The organism is Affinundibacterium flavidum (assembly GCF_014284175.1).
GTDB classification, from domain to species: Bacteria; Pseudomonadota; Gammaproteobacteria; order Burkholderiales; family Burkholderiaceae_D; genus Undibacterium; species Undibacterium flavidum.
Map to the genome: position 1 here is coordinate 139,843 of NZ_JACOGA010000009.1, position 18,395 is coordinate 158,237.

The 18,395-nt window shown below is 45.1% G+C and carries 20 protein-coding genes; 7 read left to right on the forward strand and 13 right to left on the reverse strand.

Translation table 11 applies throughout. The features are described from left to right. Positions 1-14: 14 nt before the first annotated feature. Genes minE through minC form a run of 3 tightly spaced genes read right to left on the reverse strand, consistent with a single transcriptional unit; the run spans position 15 to position 1,923 of the window. Positions 15-281: a cell division topological specificity factor MinE gene (gene minE, locus H8K55_RS11030; protein WP_186942151.1), complete on the reverse strand. Its 267-nt coding sequence runs from the start codon at positions 279-281 to the stop codon at positions 15-17. Between the two features lies 1 nt (position 282). Continuing rightward, positions 283-1,098: a septum site-determining protein MinD gene (gene minD / locus H8K55_RS11035; protein ID WP_186942152.1), complete on the reverse strand. Its 816-nt coding sequence runs from the start codon at positions 1,096-1,098 to the stop codon at positions 283-285. A 54-nt stretch (positions 1,099-1,152) separates the two neighbouring features. Continuing rightward, entirely contained in the window at positions 1,153-1,923 is a 771-nt protein-coding gene (gene minC, locus H8K55_RS11040; protein WP_186942153.1) for a septum site-determining protein MinC, read from the reverse strand. A gap of 449 nt (positions 1,924-2,372) precedes the next feature. Between minC and H8K55_RS11045 the strand changes: the two genes are divergently transcribed. Both H8K55_RS11045 and H8K55_RS11050 read left to right on the forward strand, forming a co-directional pair. Continuing rightward, positions 2,373-2,774, forward strand: coding sequence for a glutaredoxin family protein (locus H8K55_RS11045; RefSeq protein WP_186942154.1), 402 nt, complete (start codon positions 2,373-2,375; stop codon positions 2,772-2,774). A gap of 127 nt (positions 2,775-2,901) precedes the next feature. Next, positions 2,902-3,096: a hypothetical protein gene (locus H8K55_RS11050; protein ID WP_186942155.1), complete on the forward strand. Its 195-nt coding sequence runs from the start codon at positions 2,902-2,904 to the stop codon at positions 3,094-3,096. An 893-nt stretch (positions 3,097-3,989) separates the two neighbouring features. Here H8K55_RS11050 and H8K55_RS11055 read toward each other — a convergent pair. The 3 genes from H8K55_RS11055 to H8K55_RS11065 form a co-directional block, all read right to left on the reverse strand. Next, complete coding sequence (locus tag H8K55_RS11055) at positions 3,990-4,310, reverse strand: hypothetical protein (RefSeq protein ID WP_222612450.1); 321 nt, start codon at positions 4,308-4,310, stop codon at positions 3,990-3,992. A 323-nt stretch (positions 4,311-4,633) separates the two neighbouring features. Then, positions 4,634-5,062 carry a type II toxin-antitoxin system VapC family toxin gene (locus H8K55_RS11060; RefSeq protein ID WP_186942157.1) on the reverse strand — a complete coding sequence of 143 codons (429 nt, stop codon included), beginning with the start codon at positions 5,060-5,062 and terminating at the stop codon, positions 4,634-4,636. Next, positions 5,059-5,298 (reverse strand): FitA-like ribbon-helix-helix domain-containing protein, encoded by a 240-nt coding sequence (locus H8K55_RS11065; RefSeq protein ID WP_186942158.1) that lies wholly within the window; start codon positions 5,296-5,298, stop codon positions 5,059-5,061. Before H8K55_RS11065 ends, H8K55_RS11060 begins: the two co-directional genes overlap by 4 nt. Before the next feature lie 749 nt (positions 5,299-6,047). On the opposite strand from H8K55_RS11065, the gene H8K55_RS11070 reads away from it, so the two are divergent. Further along, a complete protein-coding gene (locus tag H8K55_RS11070; RefSeq protein WP_186942159.1) occupies positions 6,048-10,097 on the forward strand; it encodes an NACHT domain-containing protein in 4,050 nt (1,349 codons plus the stop codon). Positions 10,098-10,203: 106 nt separating this feature from the next. Here the strand turns inward: H8K55_RS11070 and lipA are convergent, their stop codons facing one another. The 4 genes from lipA to H8K55_RS11090 form a co-directional block, all read right to left on the reverse strand. Beyond that, positions 10,204-11,190 carry a lipoyl synthase gene (lipA, locus tag H8K55_RS11075; protein WP_186942160.1) on the reverse strand — a complete coding sequence of 329 codons (987 nt, stop codon included), beginning with the start codon at positions 11,188-11,190 and terminating at the stop codon, positions 10,204-10,206. Between the two features lie 67 nt (positions 11,191-11,257). Continuing rightward, positions 11,258-11,923 (reverse strand): lipoyl(octanoyl) transferase LipB, encoded by a 666-nt coding sequence (lipB, locus tag H8K55_RS11080; protein WP_186942161.1) that lies wholly within the window; start codon positions 11,921-11,923, stop codon positions 11,258-11,260. Continuing rightward, on the reverse strand, positions 11,920-12,147 hold the full coding sequence (locus H8K55_RS11085; RefSeq protein ID WP_186942162.1) for a hypothetical protein: 228 nt from the start codon (positions 12,145-12,147) through the stop codon (positions 11,920-11,922). The genes lipB and H8K55_RS11085 overlap by 4 nt, the downstream gene beginning before the upstream one ends. Before the next feature lie 82 nt (positions 12,148-12,229). Then, positions 12,230-12,505: an HP0495 family protein gene (locus tag H8K55_RS11090; protein WP_186942163.1), complete on the reverse strand. Its 276-nt coding sequence runs from the start codon at positions 12,503-12,505 to the stop codon at positions 12,230-12,232. Between the two features lie 394 nt (positions 12,506-12,899). Here H8K55_RS11090 and H8K55_RS11095 point away from each other — a divergent pair, with 394 nt between their 5' ends. From H8K55_RS11095 to H8K55_RS11110, 4 genes are read left to right on the forward strand one after another with little or no spacing between them, the layout of a single operon-like run. Beyond that, positions 12,900-13,892: a DUF2157 domain-containing protein gene (locus H8K55_RS11095; protein WP_186942164.1), complete on the forward strand. Its 993-nt coding sequence runs from the start codon at positions 12,900-12,902 to the stop codon at positions 13,890-13,892. Further along, the gene (locus H8K55_RS11100) at positions 13,889-15,007 is read left to right on the forward strand and encodes a DUF4401 domain-containing protein (RefSeq protein ID WP_186942165.1); all 1,119 of its coding nucleotides are present in this window, start codon (positions 13,889-13,891) and stop codon (positions 15,005-15,007) included. The genes H8K55_RS11095 and H8K55_RS11100 overlap by 4 nt, the downstream gene beginning before the upstream one ends. Beyond that, positions 15,000-15,611 (forward strand): GDYXXLXY domain-containing protein, encoded by a 612-nt coding sequence (locus H8K55_RS11105; protein ID WP_186942166.1) that lies wholly within the window; start codon positions 15,000-15,002, stop codon positions 15,609-15,611. The genes H8K55_RS11100 and H8K55_RS11105 overlap by 8 nt, the downstream gene beginning before the upstream one ends. A gap of 47 nt (positions 15,612-15,658) precedes the next feature. Further along, the gene (locus H8K55_RS11110) at positions 15,659-15,907 is read left to right on the forward strand and encodes a hypothetical protein (protein WP_186942167.1); all 249 of its coding nucleotides are present in this window, start codon (positions 15,659-15,661) and stop codon (positions 15,905-15,907) included. A 100-nt stretch (positions 15,908-16,007) separates the two neighbouring features. Here H8K55_RS11110 and H8K55_RS11115 read toward each other — a convergent pair whose 3' ends face one another. Genes H8K55_RS11115 through H8K55_RS11125 form a run of 3 tightly spaced genes read right to left on the reverse strand, consistent with a single transcriptional unit; the run spans position 16,008 to position 18,208 of the window. After that, positions 16,008-17,183 (reverse strand): D-alanyl-D-alanine carboxypeptidase family protein, encoded by a 1,176-nt coding sequence (locus H8K55_RS11115; RefSeq protein ID WP_186942168.1) that lies wholly within the window; start codon positions 17,181-17,183, stop codon positions 16,008-16,010. 57 nt (positions 17,184-17,240) lie between these two features. Continuing rightward, a complete protein-coding gene (locus H8K55_RS11120) occupies positions 17,241-17,873 on the reverse strand; it encodes an alpha/beta hydrolase (RefSeq protein ID WP_186942169.1) in 633 nt (210 codons plus the stop codon). A gap of 17 nt (positions 17,874-17,890) precedes the next feature. Beyond that, positions 17,891-18,208, reverse strand: coding sequence for a (2Fe-2S) ferredoxin domain-containing protein (locus H8K55_RS11125; RefSeq protein ID WP_186942170.1), 318 nt, complete (start codon positions 18,206-18,208; stop codon positions 17,891-17,893). Positions 18,209-18,395: the final 187 nt, after the last annotated feature.

Here is an 18,395-nt window from a genome sequence, read left to right on the forward strand (position 1 = left end):
TCGCTGCCATTTTTCTAAATTCGTGAATCTGCGTCAGGCAAAATCACATTCACATCGAGAACTTCTAAATTACCTTGTTTGTCCAGTGACACTTTAATGTCATCAGGATTGACCTTCGTGTATTTAGAAATCACTGCAATTAACTCTTCTCGCAACGCTGGTAAAAAATCATAACCTTCACGACCGCCATTACGTTCGCGCGCAATGATAATCTGTAGACGTTCCTTGGCTGCACTGGCGCTTTTGGGCTGTGACTTAAACAAAAAAGAAAGCAAAGCCATCTTACTTACCTCCGAAAATACGTTGCAGCAAACCTGGCTTTTCATATTCGACAAAGCGTAACGGGATTTGTTCACCTAAAAAGCGGGACACAACATCACCGTAAGCTTCGGATACATCACTGCCTTTGACATGAATCGCTGGATTGCCGTGATTCGATGCATGCAAGACGGTTTCTGATTCTGGGATCACACCGATCAAAGGAATCCGCAGAATTTCTTGGACGTCGGTGTATGACAACATTTCGCCCGCTTCTACACGTTTTGGTGAATAGCGGGTAATTAATAAATGCTCTTTTACTGGTTCGCCGCCAGCTTGCGCGCGTTTGGATTTTGCCTGAATGATGCCGAGGATACGATCCGAATCACGTACTGAAGAGACTTCTGGGTTCGTTACTACGATCGCTTCATCCGCAAAGGTCAATGCCATGACGGCACCGCGCTCGATACCGGCTGGTGAATCGCATACGATGTATTCGAAATCCATTTTGATCAAATCATTCAATACGCGCTCTACACCTTCTTCGGTCAACGCGTCTTTATCGCGGGTTTGCGATGCTGGCAAGATAAACAGATTATCGCAATGCTTGTCTTTGATCAGTGCTTGATTCAAACTCGCCTCGCCACTGATGACATTCACCAGGTCGTAGACTACACGGCGTTCGCACCCCATGATCAAATCCAGATTACGCAGGCCGACGTCGAAATCGAGCACGGCAGTTTTATGCCCACGCAGCGCCAGACCAGAAGCGAAGCTCGCGCTTGAAGTAGTCTTGCCTACACCGCCTTTACCGGATGTTACAACGATGATTCTTGCCACAGGGTACTCCTTTGTTGAACTAAATATAAACGCAAATTAAGCAGCTTAGGTAGATTAAGCAGATTTTAGTGATGATACTTCAATACTGTCGCCAACCAACTTGATTTGTACTGGTTGATTTGGTGTCAGTTTTGGAAAACCACCGTCAAAAGTCTGGTAAATGCCAGCAATGGAAACCAATTCAGCTTCCATGGCTGTTGTGAAAATTCTTGCTTCGGTATTGCCGCGCGCACCCGCTAAAGCACGACCGCGTAAAGGCGCATAGATATGAATGCTGCCATCGGCAATCACTTCGGCACCGTTATTGACTGAGGCGGTAATAATTAAATCGCAGCCCCGCGCATAAATGCGCTGACCGGCACGCACTGGCGTATCGATCAACATTGCGGGAATGTGTTCAATGGCGGCTGGCATCGCATTTTGCGCCGCAGCGACCGTTTCGGTCCGCACTTCTACTGCAGGCGTTGGCGCTTGGGCTGCTAATTCTTTTGGGATTTCTGGTTTTGCTTTGCTAACGATATCGATACTCAAACCGTGGGCACGAATCGCAGAATGTTGATCGTCGTGGGCGTTGCGCACCGCAACTGCATTCAGTCCACATGACTTGAACAAACTGATGATGCCAGACCAGTCTATTGCCTCGTTGGCGATACTTTCGATATCGATGATGGCAAATTCATCATCAAAGAAATCGGCTGCGCCACCCGTCATTTCTTTCAAGGCAATTTCAAGTCGATCTAAGGCCGCTTCGTTCAAGATGACAGCAACTGCCACAACCGTGGATATTTTTATTTCTATAGGTTTGCGGGTCAGGCTATTTTGCATATTGCAGATCAGTAAATGTAAGAAGATAAATAGTGGAAAAGTTGTGTGTATTGAACGGCGGTGTTTAATCAATAAGTTGTTGTTTTGTACAACAACATAAATATTGCTTTGAAAACCGTCAAAAGTCCAAAAAAGCGGGAATTAGCGTCGAAATGCCACACAGGCTCCATCCTACCAATTGATTGCCCACTTAGCAAAAAATCTGCGTACAAAACGGCACAGACCGGTTAATGATTAGTTTGAAAGATAAAGGCGTGGATGGCGGCATCTCGATATGAGGGGGCAGTAGTCTGCATATTTTTCAATTTCTAATCAATAGAATTTCTCATTAAAGCAACTAAAAAAATAATTAAAAAATTCAAGCTAAGTTATCAATTTTAAATTGATATGATCTTTGGATATCTTTTTTCGCGTTGAAACTAAGTGTTAAAAATAAATGTTGAGGGCATATGTTTTTCAGTAAAGTCAAAATTTTATTTTCTTACGTATTAGTAATGGTGGCTGGTTTGTTGATTGGTTATGCCATTATTAATTTGCCTAGGTGGCTCAAATCACCTTATACCGAAGGTGATTATGCACAGTATTTTCCGAATCCAGATATAAAAGTCCTGGTGTATGGCACGCAAAATTGTCCATTCTGTATCAAAACACGAGACTTACTCACCACCCAAAGAATTCAATTTGAAGATTTTGATATTGACAAGCTTGATAAGGCTAGGCAGGAGTTTCTTAAATTGGGTGGTGAAGGTGTTCCCTTGATCATCATCGGCAATCGACGTATTGAAGGTTTTAATCAGGCGCAGATTGAAGCTGCCGTTGCCGCACTCAAATTGCCAAAAACAAAGCGATGAGGGGCCTCCCCAATTTTTTGTAATCGCAAGATTGATTTCACGATGAGTAATGCCACAGCGACATTCATTCATTGCTAGTAGTTATTTCGCTGCCGTAAAAATTGATAGTTCAAATTGGAGACTTAGAATGAAAAAGAAAATCGCTTTATTTTTGTTAGCCTTGGGTATGGGAACATCTATGGCATACGCAGCAGGTCCAAGCTACGCCTATTGCAAAGCTAAGTGTGCTGCGGAGTACAAGTCCTGCTTGGCTTCTGGTACACCGAAAGCAGAATGTGATGATAATCGCATTACATGCATTCCAGATTGCATGCTGTGGTAATACGACATTTGGTTGCGATGACGTAAATGTTTCGTGAACCTTTGTAGATTATTAGATAAATGCCACTCAGGCAGTGCTTGAGTGGCATTTTTTGTATGGCGAATGATGACTTTTGATTGGCCATAGTGATCGAAGATGTGAGGGCTATGAACGAGTGGCGCGATAGGTATTAGTCGCTTGTATGAGTGCATCAATTAAGTAGAAAGAAATACATATGCTTGTTCAGAGATATTCCTTGTAAACCTATGACAGCGGGATCGATCTTAGGAGTGAATGTGATCACTTGCAAGTCGTATCTAGCTATGTAGACAGCGCGTGCGATTGGGCACGAGAGAGTCATGCGGGTATTTGATCGCTAACCCGTCGCCCCAAACTACGCCTTCGACCGCGATTTTTTCTAGTGTCAATATACGGCTGGCAATTTAATATTCGTCGTTCTTGTTGACGTCGCTCAGGGTTTGCTCGTCTATCAATTTCGGGCCATGTTTCTACTTGTTGAGCTTGCCCTGATGCTTCAACTAACGCGTGATTCGAGATCGTGCTGGACAAGGATGGATGACTGGAAAAGATATTTAAAATCTGCACAAGTGTCATGTTGGTTCTCCCGAATTTTTATCAAAGTCTATTTACCATAGGCGAAAGCAGATTCTGTGCCTGTTAGTACGACGCTTATGCCACGCTCGCATAATTAAGTTCACGCTAGCCTCGCTGCGTAAACTGGGTATAGGTGACTTGGCTGAAGTGATTCGTCTGGCGATGACAATTCTGCGACAGTCTTCAATCAGAACATTGTAGGAGTCAGAGTGAGAACTAGTGTCAGTCAACTGTGAACGATTTCTAAATGGGAACGCTTTTTGAAAAAAGCGACAACATCTTTACATGTAAAAGTGTCGTCATCCTTTGAGTGAAATCGGTCGATACTCTGTCGCCGCATCACTTAGGCGACGTCCCGCAGAGTGTCGTCTGCCTTGTGTTTTGCGCGTATTGAGGTAGGTGGCTTGCTGTTTCTCTCGTCGCTCGGTAGTTCTGCGATCAGGTTGCTTCCGGCGCTCTTCCGGGATTTCTGTTGAAGCAATGGTATTTTGATCAGTAAGCTCTTGCTCAACACGCAGCGTATCGCCCCTCTGCTGTTCAGCAGCAGGTTGTCGATAATCAAAGATACGAGTGAGTTGCAGCGGTAACATGATCAGTATTGCGAGAAAATGAGCGATCATGCTCTAACGGCTAGAATGATAGAAAACTTTAGAATATCTTTAAAAAACAATAACTTGCACGATGGCAATGTTTGCTAAGATATGCATTTGTAAAATAGAAACAGCATAGGGTTTTAGTCCCTTATGCTGTTTTGATGATTTAGACCTAGACTGTTATTTACATCTGTTGTGAAAGATCAGGAGTAAATGAGACAAATTGTTTGTTTTGACGTGACTTGCTCAGAAGTTAGGGTGATCAGGATTGTCTGCAAATCAGTATATTCAGGCCAGTGCCCAATCGCGCGCATGATGTAGGGGAAAATTATTTGAATTTCACAAGAGCGTCAACGTGCTTGTAAGTTCCAAGGGTTGATGACCGTCAAGCCAGCAGCTTCAAAAGGCGATGTGTCACGAGTAGCTACTGCAAAATTATGCGTCGTAGCGATAGCAGCGATATAGCCATCTGCGGGGGCAATCGCCTGTCCAGCGACACGTGCACGGGCGCGCAATGTGGCATACGACTGTGATGCAGGATCATCAAACGACAGGATACGCCCTGCGAACAAGGGCAAGACACGTTGCTCTAGACTGAAATGAAGCGTATCTCTGCGTTTGCCATCTGGTAGTGCAGCGATGCCAAAGCGTAGTTCCGCAAGGCTAATTGTCGAGAGGTATAGCGTTTCTATGATCTGTGCGTCAATCCAGGCAAGCACGTTTGCGTCACCTGCCGCTCGCAATGGTTCAGAAATGACGTTGGTATCGAGCAGTATCATTCAAAACTCATTGGTTCAGTCGGTGTTTTATCACGTTCAATCTCAAGGTCGATGCCGCCCACTTCGCGACCAATCTCGGCCAGCAGGGTGCCGAGCTTAATCCGTCCTTCTGGGTGGACTGCATTTTCAAGAATTGCCCGAATTTCAGCTTCGGTACTGCGGCCATGCGTAGCAGCACGCACACGCAAGGCACGGTGCGTTTCATCGGGTAAGTTTCTGACAGTGACGGATGCCATTGCCTTCATCCTTTAAATTTCATATCAATGATTGCATTTTAGTTATAGTGATATCATTTGTAAAGCAATTGAACGTCGTTGATTTACAACTAACGTGAAATCAGGAAGACATGCAAAGTTGAAGGCGTATCTGACACTCATACATTTACAAAAGAAGCGAAAGCATAAGTACGGGGGCAGATTTTTGAAATAAGTAAGTTTATATAAAGTGCTCAACTAGCGGTTAGAAGGGACATGAAGGTGGCACGCTCAGATAAATTGACAGGCTTGACTCAGTGCTCGTTCGCGATCTCACGGATTGCCCACATTGTGTTGCACCTATCTCTGACAATGAAGTCGTTGGAAAAAATCGGCATCAAATTTTTGACATTCCAGAACCGCGCACCTGCGTCACTGAGCATCAAGTGCTGTGCAAACTCTGTCACGTTTGGGACAAAGAGGTGGCGGTAGTTTTCCAAAGCATATGCGTGCGCCAGCGCAGTACGGCCTCCGAGTTCAAGCGTTGACGGTCTCTTACCTCTCCTCCATGCGCAAGCAAAGCGTCAACCTATTTCATGCCATCATGTTTCCATGCTCTCCTGGTGACACATTCGTTCATATATAACTTAGGATAGCTTGGAAATTCCCAAAAAATGTTTTCGAATCGACAATGTGGTTTCACGATGTTTTACTGCAAATGTCGTTACATTTGCAGTAAAGTCACTAAAAAATGTTTGAAATTAACTTTAATGAATTTGCGGAGCACTGGTTTGGATAGCATAAATTTTCCTTTTCTTGTTGAGCGAACCTGCACGCAAATTATTCCGAATCAACAAGAGCGAATTCGTCGCAGTTTAAAGGAATATCGCGATTTAGTTGCTTATGTGTTGCTGGGTGACCCAGGCGCTGGTAAGACAGAAGCCCTGAAGCAAGAAGCGCGAGAATCAGGTGGCGTTTATGTCAGGGCACGTGATTTCGTTAGTTTAAATAATGAAAAATATAAAAGTAGACTTTTATTTATTGATGGACTAGATGAAATGCGCGCTGGTGGCGATAGTAGAACACCGCTCGATCAAATAAGAGTTTGTCTTGAGCAACTTGGGAATCCGCGCGTCCGCCTATCGTGCCGAGAAGCTGATTGGCTAGGTGTCAATGATCTTGAGTCTCTAATGTGCGTGTCGTCGAATCAAACAATTGTCGCATTACATCTTAATCCGCTTAACGATATAGATATTGCTGAAATCTTAGATCGAAAGGATGGTATTGATGCAGCTAGATTTATTGAACAAGCTGAACATTACGGACTAACCGATTTGTTGCGTAATCCGCAAACACTTAATTTGTTAGTAGAAGCAGTCGGAAGTGAAGCGTGGCCGCAAAGTCGTAAGGATGTCTACGAAATGGCTTGCAAACAGTTGGTACGTGAATCTAATTCTGAGCATAGGCAGGCAAAACGCCAAAAAGCTATAGCCGACGCTGCACTTCTTGATGCCGCGGGCTATCTTTGTGCTATTCAATTGTTATCAGGATCTGCTGGGTTCGCTCAAGATGATGATGCCATTAGCCAGCAACATATAGACTTAAAAAGCCTTTCCTTACCAACACATATATCTCTCAGTGCTATTAACGCCACGCTTCAAACGAAACTATTTCAGGGCGATGGCGATCATTGCCGGGCTGTTATCCACCGTAGTGTGACGGAATTCCTAGGCGCACGATATCTTGCCCAGAATATCGAAAAATACATGTTGCCGATAGGCCGCGTGCTTGCGTTAATGGCCGGCTATGATGGCGGTATTGTGACTGACCTACGCGGTTTGTCTGCTTGGTTATCGGTACACTGCTTGAACGCACGAACGCGTTTGATAGATTCCGATCCTTTGGGTATTGTGCTCTATGGCGATGTGAAGCATTTTTCGCCAGAAGATAAACAGTATGTTTTAAATAGTATGTATAAGGAAGCACTTCGTTATACGTGGTTTCGTTCTGAGGATTGGTCAGCGTCACCATTTGGTGCGCTAGCTACTAGGGATATGGAACCAATATTCAAGAAAATATTAAGTTCATCATTACGTGATGACGCGAGTCAGGCACTTTTAGACTGTGTTTTGGATGCGATCCAGTATGGGGAACGAATGTTGGTGATGACTGACGCATTAGATAGTCTGGTACGAGATTCTAGTTGTTGGTTGAGAATACGGAGCAAGGCACTGCAAGCATTAAAGCATGTTAGTGAAGACGATTTTTCTCAACTTCAAAAATTGGCTGAGGATATTCAGGCTAATGTAGTTATAGATGGTGATGACGAAATAATCGGTATGCTTTTAGAAATGCTTTATCCGCACGCAATATCGCCATCAAAAGTATTTGATTACCTGCATCTACAGAAGAATAAAGACTTGCTTGGAACTTATGAATGGTTTTGGACTGGAAAACTTCTGGGTTTAACACCTGATGATGACTTACCTCTTCTTCTTGATCAGTTAGTGCTAAGAGAATCTGGGCTTAGAGAGATTTTGAACACTCATCCGTTTGATAGATTCACTTTGGGATTACTTGCGCAAGGGTTGGAAGTGTATGGCGATGATCTTACCAACGAACGACTTTATGATTGGTTAAGTATTGGATTGGACAAGTACGAGCGACCAAAGGTTGAGCAAGCATCAACAGATCGTATTGCTAGATGGTTCATTGCGCGACCTAATCGTTACAAGACCATGATTGAATATAGCATTGCCTTACAGGCTGCTAAAGAGAAGTTGTTTTATCGTTGCTTGAGTCGAGTTTATGGTGCAATACCTCCTGACGATATTGGGATCTGGTACTTAGATAAGGCCGCAACGGCAGACCTGAGCGAAGTCGCACACTATTATTTTGTGCAGACAGTACAAAGATTAATACTTGAGGGCGGGCAATCAGATTTGACTCCCGTAGCTCTGGAGTTCCTTGACTCCTGGATGAGCGAGTATCCTCAATTTCGTCCTTGGTTGGAGCCATTTATTACCTGTTCCATTAGCGACTGGCGGCACGAACAAGCTATTTTCGATAGAGAAAATAAACTAGAAAGGCAAAAAAATAAAAATCTGCGAACAAGTTACTTCAGAAATCATATTGAATCCATTCGTGACGGTAGCGCATCGCCGAAAATTTTGTGTGATTTGGCACAGGCGCATACAAGAGCATTGCGTGACAAGAACGATGAAAATTTACAGGAACGTATGTTAGATTTTTTGGATGGCGATACGACATTGTTCAATGCTGTTTATGAAGGTTTTGGTCATGTACTTTATCGGGATGATCTACCGAGTGTCGAACAAATCAATAATCTAGGAGCGCAGGGAGAAATATACATTTTGAGTTTCCCTTGCTTGCTTCGCATTGATAGTTTGTATCAAAATGATCCTTCGACTTTATTTGAATTGAATGAAGATATTTTGTTAAAGCTCGTGGCATTTTGCTTGAATAACGGTAATGAGCCTGAATGGTTTATTGCTTTATTAAAAGAGCGCCCCGTATTGGTCTCGAAGGTGTTGACCGCTTATGTTTCGGTGAGATTACGGGCGAAAAAAGAACATATCAGTACTTTGCATCCATTGGCGTATAACGATACTTATGCCGATGTCGCTAAAATTGTATTACCAAGCTTACTTCAGAAACTGCCATTTCGGTTGGATAAAAAACAATTGTCGAACGCGCTTGATCCCATCATGAAAGGTGCTCTGCGTTATTTGGAACCGAGAATTTTGATGCCAGTGATTACGCAAAAATTGGCATTGAAAAGTTTAGATGTCGCACAACGTGTTTATTGGCTGGCGTGCGGTCTGCTAGTTGCACCAGATGAGTATCAAACAGATTTAATTCAATACTTAGGGATAAATCAGGTTCGAAAAGATTATCTGGCAAGCTTCTTTCATTCATTTGAACGTGGAATACCTAAGCTCACAAATTTGCCTGAAACGACATTAGCGCTCTTGATTGAACTGTTTGCTCCCGATTGTTCGCCAGAGCGAATTACGGGGTCATTTACCGTCAGTCCAGCTATGAATACCGCTGATTTAGTGCGTTCAATGATAAGCACGCTGGAGAGCAGAATGAACGAATTGGCAAACAAAGAGCTTGAGCGCTTACTGACATTGCCAGCTCTGTCAGCCTGGTATGTCAGATTACAAGGTGCATTACATTCTCAGCGTATTGCACGACGCAAGATTCATTTCCGTCCGGTCGATAGTGTAGCGGTCAGTCATACACTTGCTAATCTTCAGCCAGCGAACGCGGCGGATCTTACGGCATTTGTTTTTGAACATTTGTCTGATATCGCTAAAAATATTCGAAATGGTAATACTAATGATTACAGGCAATATTGGAGTCACGACGGAAGTAATAAAAAGTTGAGTGTGTCAAAGCCCGAGAATGATTGTCGAGATACTCTTTTGTCAGACCTTAAAATACATCTCGGCGCGTTTAGTATTGAGGCTATAAAGGAAGGTTATTACGCTGAAGATAAGCGCGCAGATATTCGAGTTTCATTTGGTGGTACGAATGGCTTCAATATTCCGATTGAAATCAAGAAAGACAATCATGCCAACTTATGGACTGCTATCCATAAGCAACTTCTCCCACAGTATGTATGTGACCCCGGTACTGATGGACATGGAATTTATTTGGTTTTTTGGTTTGGCGGAAAAGATATACCTGCATCGCCTTATGGTGAAAAACCACGTAGCGCTGAGGAACTAAAAGAGCAACTACGGTTGCTTTTAAAACCAGAAGAAAAGTATTGCATCAAGATTTGCGTCATTGATTGCGCTTTGCGCAAATAATATCGATCTGGCGATGGAATGATCGTGAAATGTATCGAGCGCTTGCAAACAAAAACGGCATAGGGTTATTAACCGTATGCCGTTTTGACTGTGTAGTCTTAGACTATTATTTTACATCTGTCCCCACCCCATGCGCCTGCTGATCAGCATGGTAAGAAGAGCGTACCATTGCACCAACTGCTGCATGCGCAAAGCCCATTTTGTAGGCTTCTGCTTCGAACATTTTGAACACGTCAGGATGCACATAACGGCGTACTGGTAAGTGATGACCGCTTGGGGCTAAGTATTGACCGATGGTCAGCATGTCGACATTGTGTGCACGCATATCGCGCATGACTTGCAGGATTTCTTCGTCGGTTTCACCTAAGCCAACCATGATGCCGGATTTGGTTGGAACATGTGGATGTTTTTCTTTGAAGCGTTTTAATAAATTCAGCGAGTATTCATAGTCGGAACCTGGACGTGCTTCTTTGTATAAACGCGGCGCTGTTTCTAGATTGTGATTCATCACGTCGGGTGGTGCCATGTTCAGAATTTCTAGAGCTCTATCCATACGACCACGGAAATCTGGCGTCAGAATTTCGATGCGTGTCATTGGTGACAGTTCGCGGATTTTGGTGATGCACTCGGCAAAGTGAGCTGCGCCACCATCGCGCAAGTCATCGCGATCAACTGAAGTGATGACGACATAACTTAAGCGCAATTCGGCAATAGTTTTTGCCAGATTTAAAGGCTCGTTGACATCGAGCGGATCTGGGCGGCCATGACCGACATCACAGAACGGACAACGACGTGTGCATTTGTCACCCATGATCATGAAAGTCGCTGTACCTTTGCCGAAGCATTCGCCGATATTCGGGCAACTTGCTTCTTCGCAAACCGTGACTAATTTGTTTGCGCGCAGAATGTCTTTGATTTCGTAGAAACGTGTCGTTGGTGAACCTGCTTTGACGCGTATCCAATCGGGTTTAGGCAAACGCTCGGCAGGCACGATTTTGATAGGAATACGGGAAGTCTTACTCGCACCCTTTTGTTTTTCGGTTGGGTCGTAGTTGCTGTTGTCTGCTGCGAGTGGAGTGTTTTCGGTAGTCATAGCTTAGTTCAATGCTCAGTTAATAGCTTGTTTAGTAGCTTAGTTTATAGCCAAGTTAGTAGCTCAATTAGGCGACAGTCAATAAGTGTTGTAAACGTTGTGCCAAGGCGGTTTGTACCTGTACCAGTGGCACTTGTACTTGCAGGGTTTGCATATCTACGGTGGCAAGCCCTTCGTAGCCACAAGGATTAATCCAAGAAAACGGCTGTAAATCCATTGCGACATTCAGTGATACGCCGTGATAGGTGCGTCCATTGGCGCGTACTTTTAATCCCAACGCGGCAATTTTTGCGCCTTGCCATTTGCCTTCTTTGAGGTAAATTCCAGGCGCGCCGGCAATTCGTTCACCAATGATATTATACGCTTCTAAGGTGTCGATCACCGCTTGTTCGATTTGATGTACGAATTCCCGAGCGAATAATCGCCCCTTAGTGTGACGACGTTTGAGATCGATCAAGAGATAAATCACCACTTGGCCAGGACCGTGAAAAGTTACCTCGCCACCGCGATCAGTTTGGATCACAGGAATGTCATGCGGTGCCAGCACATGCGATTGATCCGCACCTAAACCCAAGGTGAAGACCGGCGGATGTTCAACGATCCAGAGTTCATCTGGCGTTTCTGCCGTGCGTGCGTCGGTGAAGGCGCGCATCGCGGCGAAGCTCGTTTGATAATCTTCTTGTCCGCGTTGCCGGATCGTGATCTGCAATGCTTCCGTTGCCAATACAGTCATAGTTGTTCCGCCATGCGTTTGACTGTGACGCGCTGGATGAAAAATTGACCATCCACCACTTTGCGAAACGGAATACCATCCAACACAAAGCCTGGTCCACCTGCTGCAATCCATGTTTGTGCAAGACGATCAAACGCAACCGCGTCCAATCCCAGCATAGGCGCTGAAATAACGAAGCGTGCGCCTGGTTTTTGTTTCTCGACGATGGATTGAAGATCTGGCATAGAGGATTCTTGATGGTGCGAGGGAGCTTTCGCTCGCACCGACTTTTATAGAGTGTGTGAAGCTACCATTGTGGCGAAGTTTTTACAGTACCATCTTGACCATAGGGTGAGCCGATAAATCACGATATAAGTTATCGAGTTGCTCGCGATGGATTGCGCGAATGGTCACGGTTAAGGCCAGATAATTACCTTTGCTGGACGGACGCATTTCTAATTTGCCTGCATGAAAAGTCGGGTCGTGAATCATCACCACTTCGACGATGGTTTGCGCAAAGGATTCTTGCATGACGCCCATCACTTTGATAGGGAAGTCGCAAGGATATTCAATAAGGCTGTCTTCAGGTTTGATTTCGTGCATGATAAAACTTCTTAAAAAGGCAAGCTGAGTGAGAATTCTGCAAGCGAACGGTAGATAGATTTACCGTATGTCGGCCAAGTGCATAACTTGCGTCGTGCAATCGCTGTTAGATGGCATTTGATTGCATTTAGCTATTATTGTGCTGTTTTTGCCTGCTTCACTAGCGTAAATGGGGGCATTTCCCCCAAAACCAATAGTTTGAACTCCTATCTCCCATACTGCAAGCCTTGTTTGTGGGGCGTCCTGTAAAACACTTGTGACTTTGACATACCGAAGTTGCGCGAAATGCGCCTGTCTGCGTTGCAAATTGCGACTTAAGGTATTGCTCTGGACAAGTAGTGAACATGCGATGTTATGATTGTTGCACGATGCTGTTTTTATATGAGGAGCCGAGATGGGAAAACAGATAGCAATCATGGAATGGCTGGCGCAGGGGCGTATCGCTGCCGGTCGTGAGCACGAAGCATTGAAGCTGGGTGGTGTATATCCAGATACGATGCAATGGCGTCGCTTTATTGACCAGTTATTGTTATGGCTAGGTGTCATCGCACTTGGCGCCTCTCTGATATTTTTTCTGGCGTATAACTGGCAAGCGCTAGGACGTTATGCCAAGTTTGGCTTGGTGGAAGTCGCCATCGTATTGAGTTTGCTAAGTAGTTGGCGTTTAGGACTTGGCACGCTGGCGGGGAAAGCCTGTTTGCTGTTAGCGACTTTATTTTTGGGCGCTTTGCTGGCTCTAGTAGGACAGACTTACCAGACCGGTGCCGATACCTATGAGCTCTTTCTGGTATGGGCACTTGCCGCCACGGCGTGGGTATTCTTAGCGCAATTAGGAGCGATGTACTTGCTGTGGCTGGGATTAATCAATCTGGCAATCGTGCTGTACTTTCAAACTTTTGGTGGTCTGTTCGGCTTTCTCTTTAATTGGAATGCGCAATTGTGGGTGCTGCTGGGATGGAATACGCTTGCCCTGATCGTGTGGGAGTTTGCCGCATGGCGTGGAGTTCAGCACTTGCAAGCACGTTGGACTGTTCGTGTATTGGCGACTTACAGTGGTGTGGTCATCAGCACCTTGGCACTAGATGCGATTTTTAATGGTTCAAGTGCCGGACTCAGCGGGAATTCGTCGTCACGCATAACTAGTGTACTTTGTTATGGGGTTTGGTTGCTGGCTGTCATGTGGGCATACCGACGCCATCTGAAAGACCTTTATATGCTAGCAGGAGCAATACTCAGTTTGATCGTGGTAGGCAATGCGATGTTGGCAAAACAATTACTGCATCACAGTGACGCTGGAGGATTCTTATTGATCGGTCTCACGATTATCGCCAGCTCCGCAGCCGGTGGTATCTGGTTGAAGAAAATCGCAAAGGAGATGCAATCATGAGCACTTATCCAGACACAAACTTCACACCGTCATCCACATGCGCCGAGTTATGGCAAACCTTGATTCGGGTAAATGCGGTGAGTGGAGAAATGCCAGCAACGACTGAGGCGGATAGCAATGTTAATCAAGCTTGGTATATCCGCGTGATGTTAGGATTTTCTGGTTGGTTGGGAGCATTGTTTTTGATGGGATTTATTGGTATAGGTTTCAGTTTTTTCCATGAAAGTATGATTGCCGGGATAAGTATTGGACTAGCTTTATGCACTGCGGCGTATGTGATTTTTCGTCTGGGTTCCAATAACGATTTTGTTTTGCAATTAGCGCTGGCATTGAGCATGGCGGGGCAAGGTTTTGTGGTGTTTTCTTTGTTCCAGAAAAATCCACAAAATCATGCGGCGATCTTTGCTGCAATCTTGCTGTTTGAAATCTTGTTGGTGGCGATGATGCCGAACTTTATACACCGGTTTTTAAGCACGGTGAGTACCGTGTATGCTGCTTACTTTTTGTTTCAAGAACTCGGGATGTTTGGCTTCACATCGGGCATTGTAGCGATTTTGTTGACGGCGTTGTGGTGGTCGCCACGCCGCTTGCGCCAGCCCGAGGTCTGGCGCCCGATAGGATTTGCTCTGGCACTGACTTTGCTGACGACTGAGGGCAGTCGATTGTTCTCTTTGCTGATGCTCCAAAATGCTGATGCATGGTGGTTTAAACATGGTTGGCGCTTGGCTGGCACGCTGGTGAATTTGGCTCTGCTGTCGACCACGATGTTGGTGTTGCGGCGCGAGGGTGTGCGGTGGTCTTCTTTACCAGCATTGCTCGCAGTGTCAGGTACCATGATCCTTTGTGGTTTTGGCTATGTGGCACCAGGTTTGAGTCATGCACTCTTATTGATTTTGATCGCGTATAGTTTTGGCGAAAAACTTTTACTGGGATTGGGCTTGTTGTCGCTCCTAAGTTTTCTTTCGCATTACTATTATCAGTTGCAAGTCAGTCTGTTGTACAAGTCGATTGTGTTGGCAAGTTTGGCTTTGTTATTGCTGGTCGTGCGCTGGATTTTAAATCATCGTTTCCCGATTTCCACAACGCCTGATACGAAGGAGTTCAATCATGCCTAATTCAGTGACGAACTCAGTGACGAACTCAGTGGTGAACTCATTTAGCCAGCGTCGAAGTATCTTTGCATTCATTGTCGGCCTGTTGATTTTGTCAGCGGTGAACTGGACTATTTTTGCACGCGAAAAATTACTGACAGAAGGGCGCATCGTATTATTGGAATTGGCACCCGTCGATCCACGTTCATTGATGCAAGGTGATTATATGGCCTTGCGCTTTCAAGTCGCGACGGATGCCTTTCCAAACGTGAATTTGAATTGGCGTAGAGGTTTTATGGTGGAGCAAAAGTCTGATGTTCCCACCGATGGGCATTTGCTGCTGAATGTGGATGAACATGGCGTTGGGCATTTTCAAAAGATTGCGCAAGTGAGTGAGAAAGTGCAGAGCAATCAGGTATTAATGCGCTATAGGATTCGGAACAACCAAGTTAAGTTTGGTACCAACGCTTATTTCTTCGAGGAAGGGCAAGCTGATAGCTACGCGAAAGCAAAATACGGCGCATTTCGCGTGGCGCCAAATGGCGACATGATATTAACGGCCTTGCATGGTGCGGATTATGTGCAATTGCAGAACAAAGTCAGTCAAGGTGATGCTGCTGTGAATTAATTTCTTGTATGATGTTTGGACTAATTTTAAGCACAACGAAAGACTCTATGCCCAAACAATTACAGAAAATCTGGTGGCTGATGTTTCCCATCACCTTTGTCGCCGGCTATGCCGCCTATTTATTGGTGCAAGCTGCGGGCATTATTCAGTTAGACAGCTTGCCGCAGATGTTGGTGTTTGTGCTGTGTTTTGCCGCTCTGCGCACTGGCTTGTTGTTTGTTTCCTGGCTGGCCATCGTTGGTTTTGTACCGCAGTTGGCGAAGTCGATTTTGGATAAAGAGGCTGCTACAAAATAAGAATTTTTTCGACTAATTGATGTACATAGAATGACAAAAGCCTGCGCAGATATTCTCTGCGCAGGCTTTTTTTATCTGTGCCTTAGATATTCTTTAGAGCTTATTTGAACAGCAAGCGGATAGAATCCCACGCACGTCCAAAGATGCTTGCCTGACGCACTTCTTCCAAAGCCAATACTGGAAATTCTGCAACTGGCTTGCCATCTAACATCATCTTCATCGTACCAATTTTGCTGTTCGCTGCAATTGGCGCCACCAAAGGATCTTTACGTTCTAAAGTAGGTTTCAAACGGGCTGCGCTTCCTTTCGGCAATGTTACATAGAGGTCTTGCGTGAAGCCGACTTTGATTTTGCTTTGATTACCTTTCCACACGTCCAAAGTTTCTATCGCTTGTGCTTTGTCATACAGTTTGACCGTGTCGAAATTGAGGAAGCCCCAGTTCAATAATTTCAAACTTTCTTGCGCTCGGATTTGATCACTCTTGGTACCTGTGACAACGGAAATCAAACGACGCTGACCAGTACCATTTGGACGTATCGAAGAAGAAATCAGACAATAACCAGCCGCTTCGGTGTGGCCAGTTTTCATGCCATCAACAGTCGGGTCTAACCATAGCAAACGATTGCGGTTTGCCTGTGTGATTTTGTTATACGTAAAACTCTTAGTGGAGTAGTAGGTTTTGTAATATTCAGGATGATCAGCGATCAAGCGTGAAGCCAAAATCGCCAAATCGAAAGCGGTAGAGAAATTATCTGGACTAGGTAAGCCATGAGAATTGGCATAACGTGTCGCCTTCATACCCAGACGCGCGGCTTCGCGATTCATCTGCACGACGAATGCATCTTCGCTACCAGCGACAGCTTCCGTTAAAGCGACTGAAGCATCATTGCCAGATTGCACAATCAAGCCATATAACAAGTCGCCGATACTGACAGGTGTGGCCGGATCGATAAACATCTTAGAGCTGCTGGAATCGACTTTCCAAGCGCGTGTCGATACCGTGATTTGCTGATTCAAATCCAGACGTTTTTCTTTCAATGCATTGAAGACTAAATACGCAGTCATGATCTTGGTCAACGAAGCTGGTTCAATCTGCAAAGTCGCATTATCAGAATTGATCACTTGATTGCTGGTGGCATCTAATAAGATCCAGGACTTGGCATCGACTAAAGGCTTGGGTAAGGTCTGCGCTTGTGCGACGGCGCTGCTCAGTGCGACGCTGGCAATTGAGATTGCGAACAGCGCGGAAAATAATGAGGAAAAATATTTTTTCATTGGAAGCTAAAGCAAATAGTAAATTTAAAAAATAGAGAGTTATTTATGACCACAAAATCACGACCACAAATCGCTGATAATTTTCTTGATATGAGGTAGGCGACGATGAAAAAAATGATCTGCACCCGGGATCACGACGACTGGAATATCCTGCGGTCTCAGCCATTCAAATACCACCTGTAATGGTATGGTGTCGTCCAGTTCACCATGAATCAAAATGGTATCGGCAGGAATATCTGGCATCGCCCATTTACCTGCTGCTGCACCGACTAACACCAGTCGTTGAACTGGAATTCCAGCGGCGGTTAAGCGCTGATGCAAACGCGATTGCACGAAGGTGCCGAAAGAAAATCCACTCAAGACCAAGGGCAAATCGGGATAGCGCTGACGCAGGTGCTGTAACAGTGTTTCCATATCGTCGGTTTCGCCTATACCTGCATCATGCACCCCTTCGGATTTACCAACGCCACGAAAATTCATGCGTGCCGTGACGTAACCGAGTGACACGAAAGTACGCGCCAGCGTCTGTGCGACTTTATTTTCCATCGTGCCGCCAAACAGCGGATGTGGATGTGCCACTAAAGCCAGGCCGCGGGGATTGGGAAACATCTCTGAATCAGGATGATTTAAGGCGCATTCCAATTGCCCTGCCTTGCCGGGAATGAGAAATTGTTCAGTGTGGATGTTCATACTTAGGTTATACCAGCTTAAACTTTAAGACGTTCAACCACGCCACCACCGACCAGATCGACCTCGATAATTTCATCAATATCAGTTTGATCAACATAGGTATACCAAGTACCTTGTGGATACACGACTAATACTGGGCCTTGTTCGCAGCGATCCAGACACCCAGCCTTATTGATACGGATTTTGCCCGCGCCATTTAAGTCTAGTTGCTTTATTCGGCGTTTTGCATGTTCTTGTGCCGCCTGTGCGCCGCGTTCGGCACAGCAAGGACGACCGTCATCGCGTTCGTTCATGCAGAAGAACACGTGTTTTTGGTAATAGAGATTGTCGGACATGAGGATTTCGAAAGATTTCAGGAAAGATCGTGAATCGCGCGGTGAATTAACTGTTTCGCCGAAGATCATGCAGGCTATCAATTCGCCACGCGTTCAATTAAGCATTATGATACAACGATTAGCTGGTGAGGATGGCGTCTATATTGAAATCCCAGCACAAATCATGCGCGATCAATTGCGATCATTT

What these genes read in the sequence shown, in the direction of transcription:
- lipB (WP_186942161.1), bottom strand. Translation starts at nt 11,923, where the DNA reads ATGACTGTATTGGCAACGGAAGCATTGCAGATCACGATCCGGCAACGC.
- H8K55_RS11050 (WP_186942155.1), top strand. Translation starts at nt 2,902, where the DNA reads ATGAAAAAGAAAATCGCTTTATTTTTGTTAGCCTTGGGTATGGGAACA.
- H8K55_RS11120 (WP_186942169.1), bottom strand. Translation starts at nt 17,873, where the DNA reads ATGAACATCCACACTGAACAATTTCTCATTCCCGGCAAGGCAGGGCAA.
- H8K55_RS11045 (WP_186942154.1), top strand. Translation starts at nt 2,373, where the DNA reads ATGTTTTTCAGTAAAGTCAAAATTTTATTTTCTTACGTATTAGTAATG.
- minC (WP_186942153.1), bottom strand. Translation starts at nt 1,923, where the DNA reads ATGCAAAATAGCCTGACCCGCAAACCTATAGAAATAAAAATATCCACG.
- H8K55_RS11110 (WP_186942167.1), top strand. Translation starts at nt 15,659, where the DNA reads ATGCCCAAACAATTACAGAAAATCTGGTGGCTGATGTTTCCCATCACC.
- H8K55_RS11095 (WP_186942164.1), top strand. Translation starts at nt 12,900, where the DNA reads ATGGGAAAACAGATAGCAATCATGGAATGGCTGGCGCAGGGGCGTATC.
- H8K55_RS11105 (WP_186942166.1), top strand. Translation starts at nt 15,000, where the DNA reads ATGCCTAATTCAGTGACGAACTCAGTGACGAACTCAGTGGTGAACTCA.
- H8K55_RS11085 (WP_186942162.1), bottom strand. Translation starts at nt 12,147, where the DNA reads ATGCCAGATCTTCAATCCATCGTCGAGAAACAAAAACCAGGCGCACGC.
- minE (WP_186942151.1), bottom strand. Translation starts at nt 281, where the DNA reads ATGGCTTTGCTTTCTTTTTTGTTTAAGTCACAGCCCAAAAGCGCCAGT.
- H8K55_RS11055 (WP_222612450.1), bottom strand. Translation starts at nt 4,310, where the DNA reads ATGATCGCTCATTTTCTCGCAATACTGATCATGTTACCGCTGCAACTC.
- H8K55_RS11060 (WP_186942157.1), bottom strand. Translation starts at nt 5,062, where the DNA reads ATGATACTGCTCGATACCAACGTCATTTCTGAACCATTGCGAGCGGCA.
- H8K55_RS11065 (WP_186942158.1), bottom strand. Translation starts at nt 5,298, where the DNA reads ATGGCATCCGTCACTGTCAGAAACTTACCCGATGAAACGCACCGTGCC.
- H8K55_RS11115 (WP_186942168.1), bottom strand. Translation starts at nt 17,183, where the DNA reads ATGAAAAAATATTTTTCCTCATTATTTTCCGCGCTGTTCGCAATCTCA.
- H8K55_RS11100 (WP_186942165.1), top strand. Translation starts at nt 13,889, where the DNA reads ATGAGCACTTATCCAGACACAAACTTCACACCGTCATCCACATGCGCC.
- lipA (WP_186942160.1), bottom strand. Translation starts at nt 11,190, where the DNA reads ATGACTACCGAAAACACTCCACTCGCAGCAGACAACAGCAACTACGAC.
- H8K55_RS11090 (WP_186942163.1), bottom strand. Translation starts at nt 12,505, where the DNA reads ATGCACGAAATCAAACCTGAAGACAGCCTTATTGAATATCCTTGCGAC.
- H8K55_RS11125 (WP_186942170.1), bottom strand. Translation starts at nt 18,208, where the DNA reads ATGTCCGACAATCTCTATTACCAAAAACACGTGTTCTTCTGCATGAAC.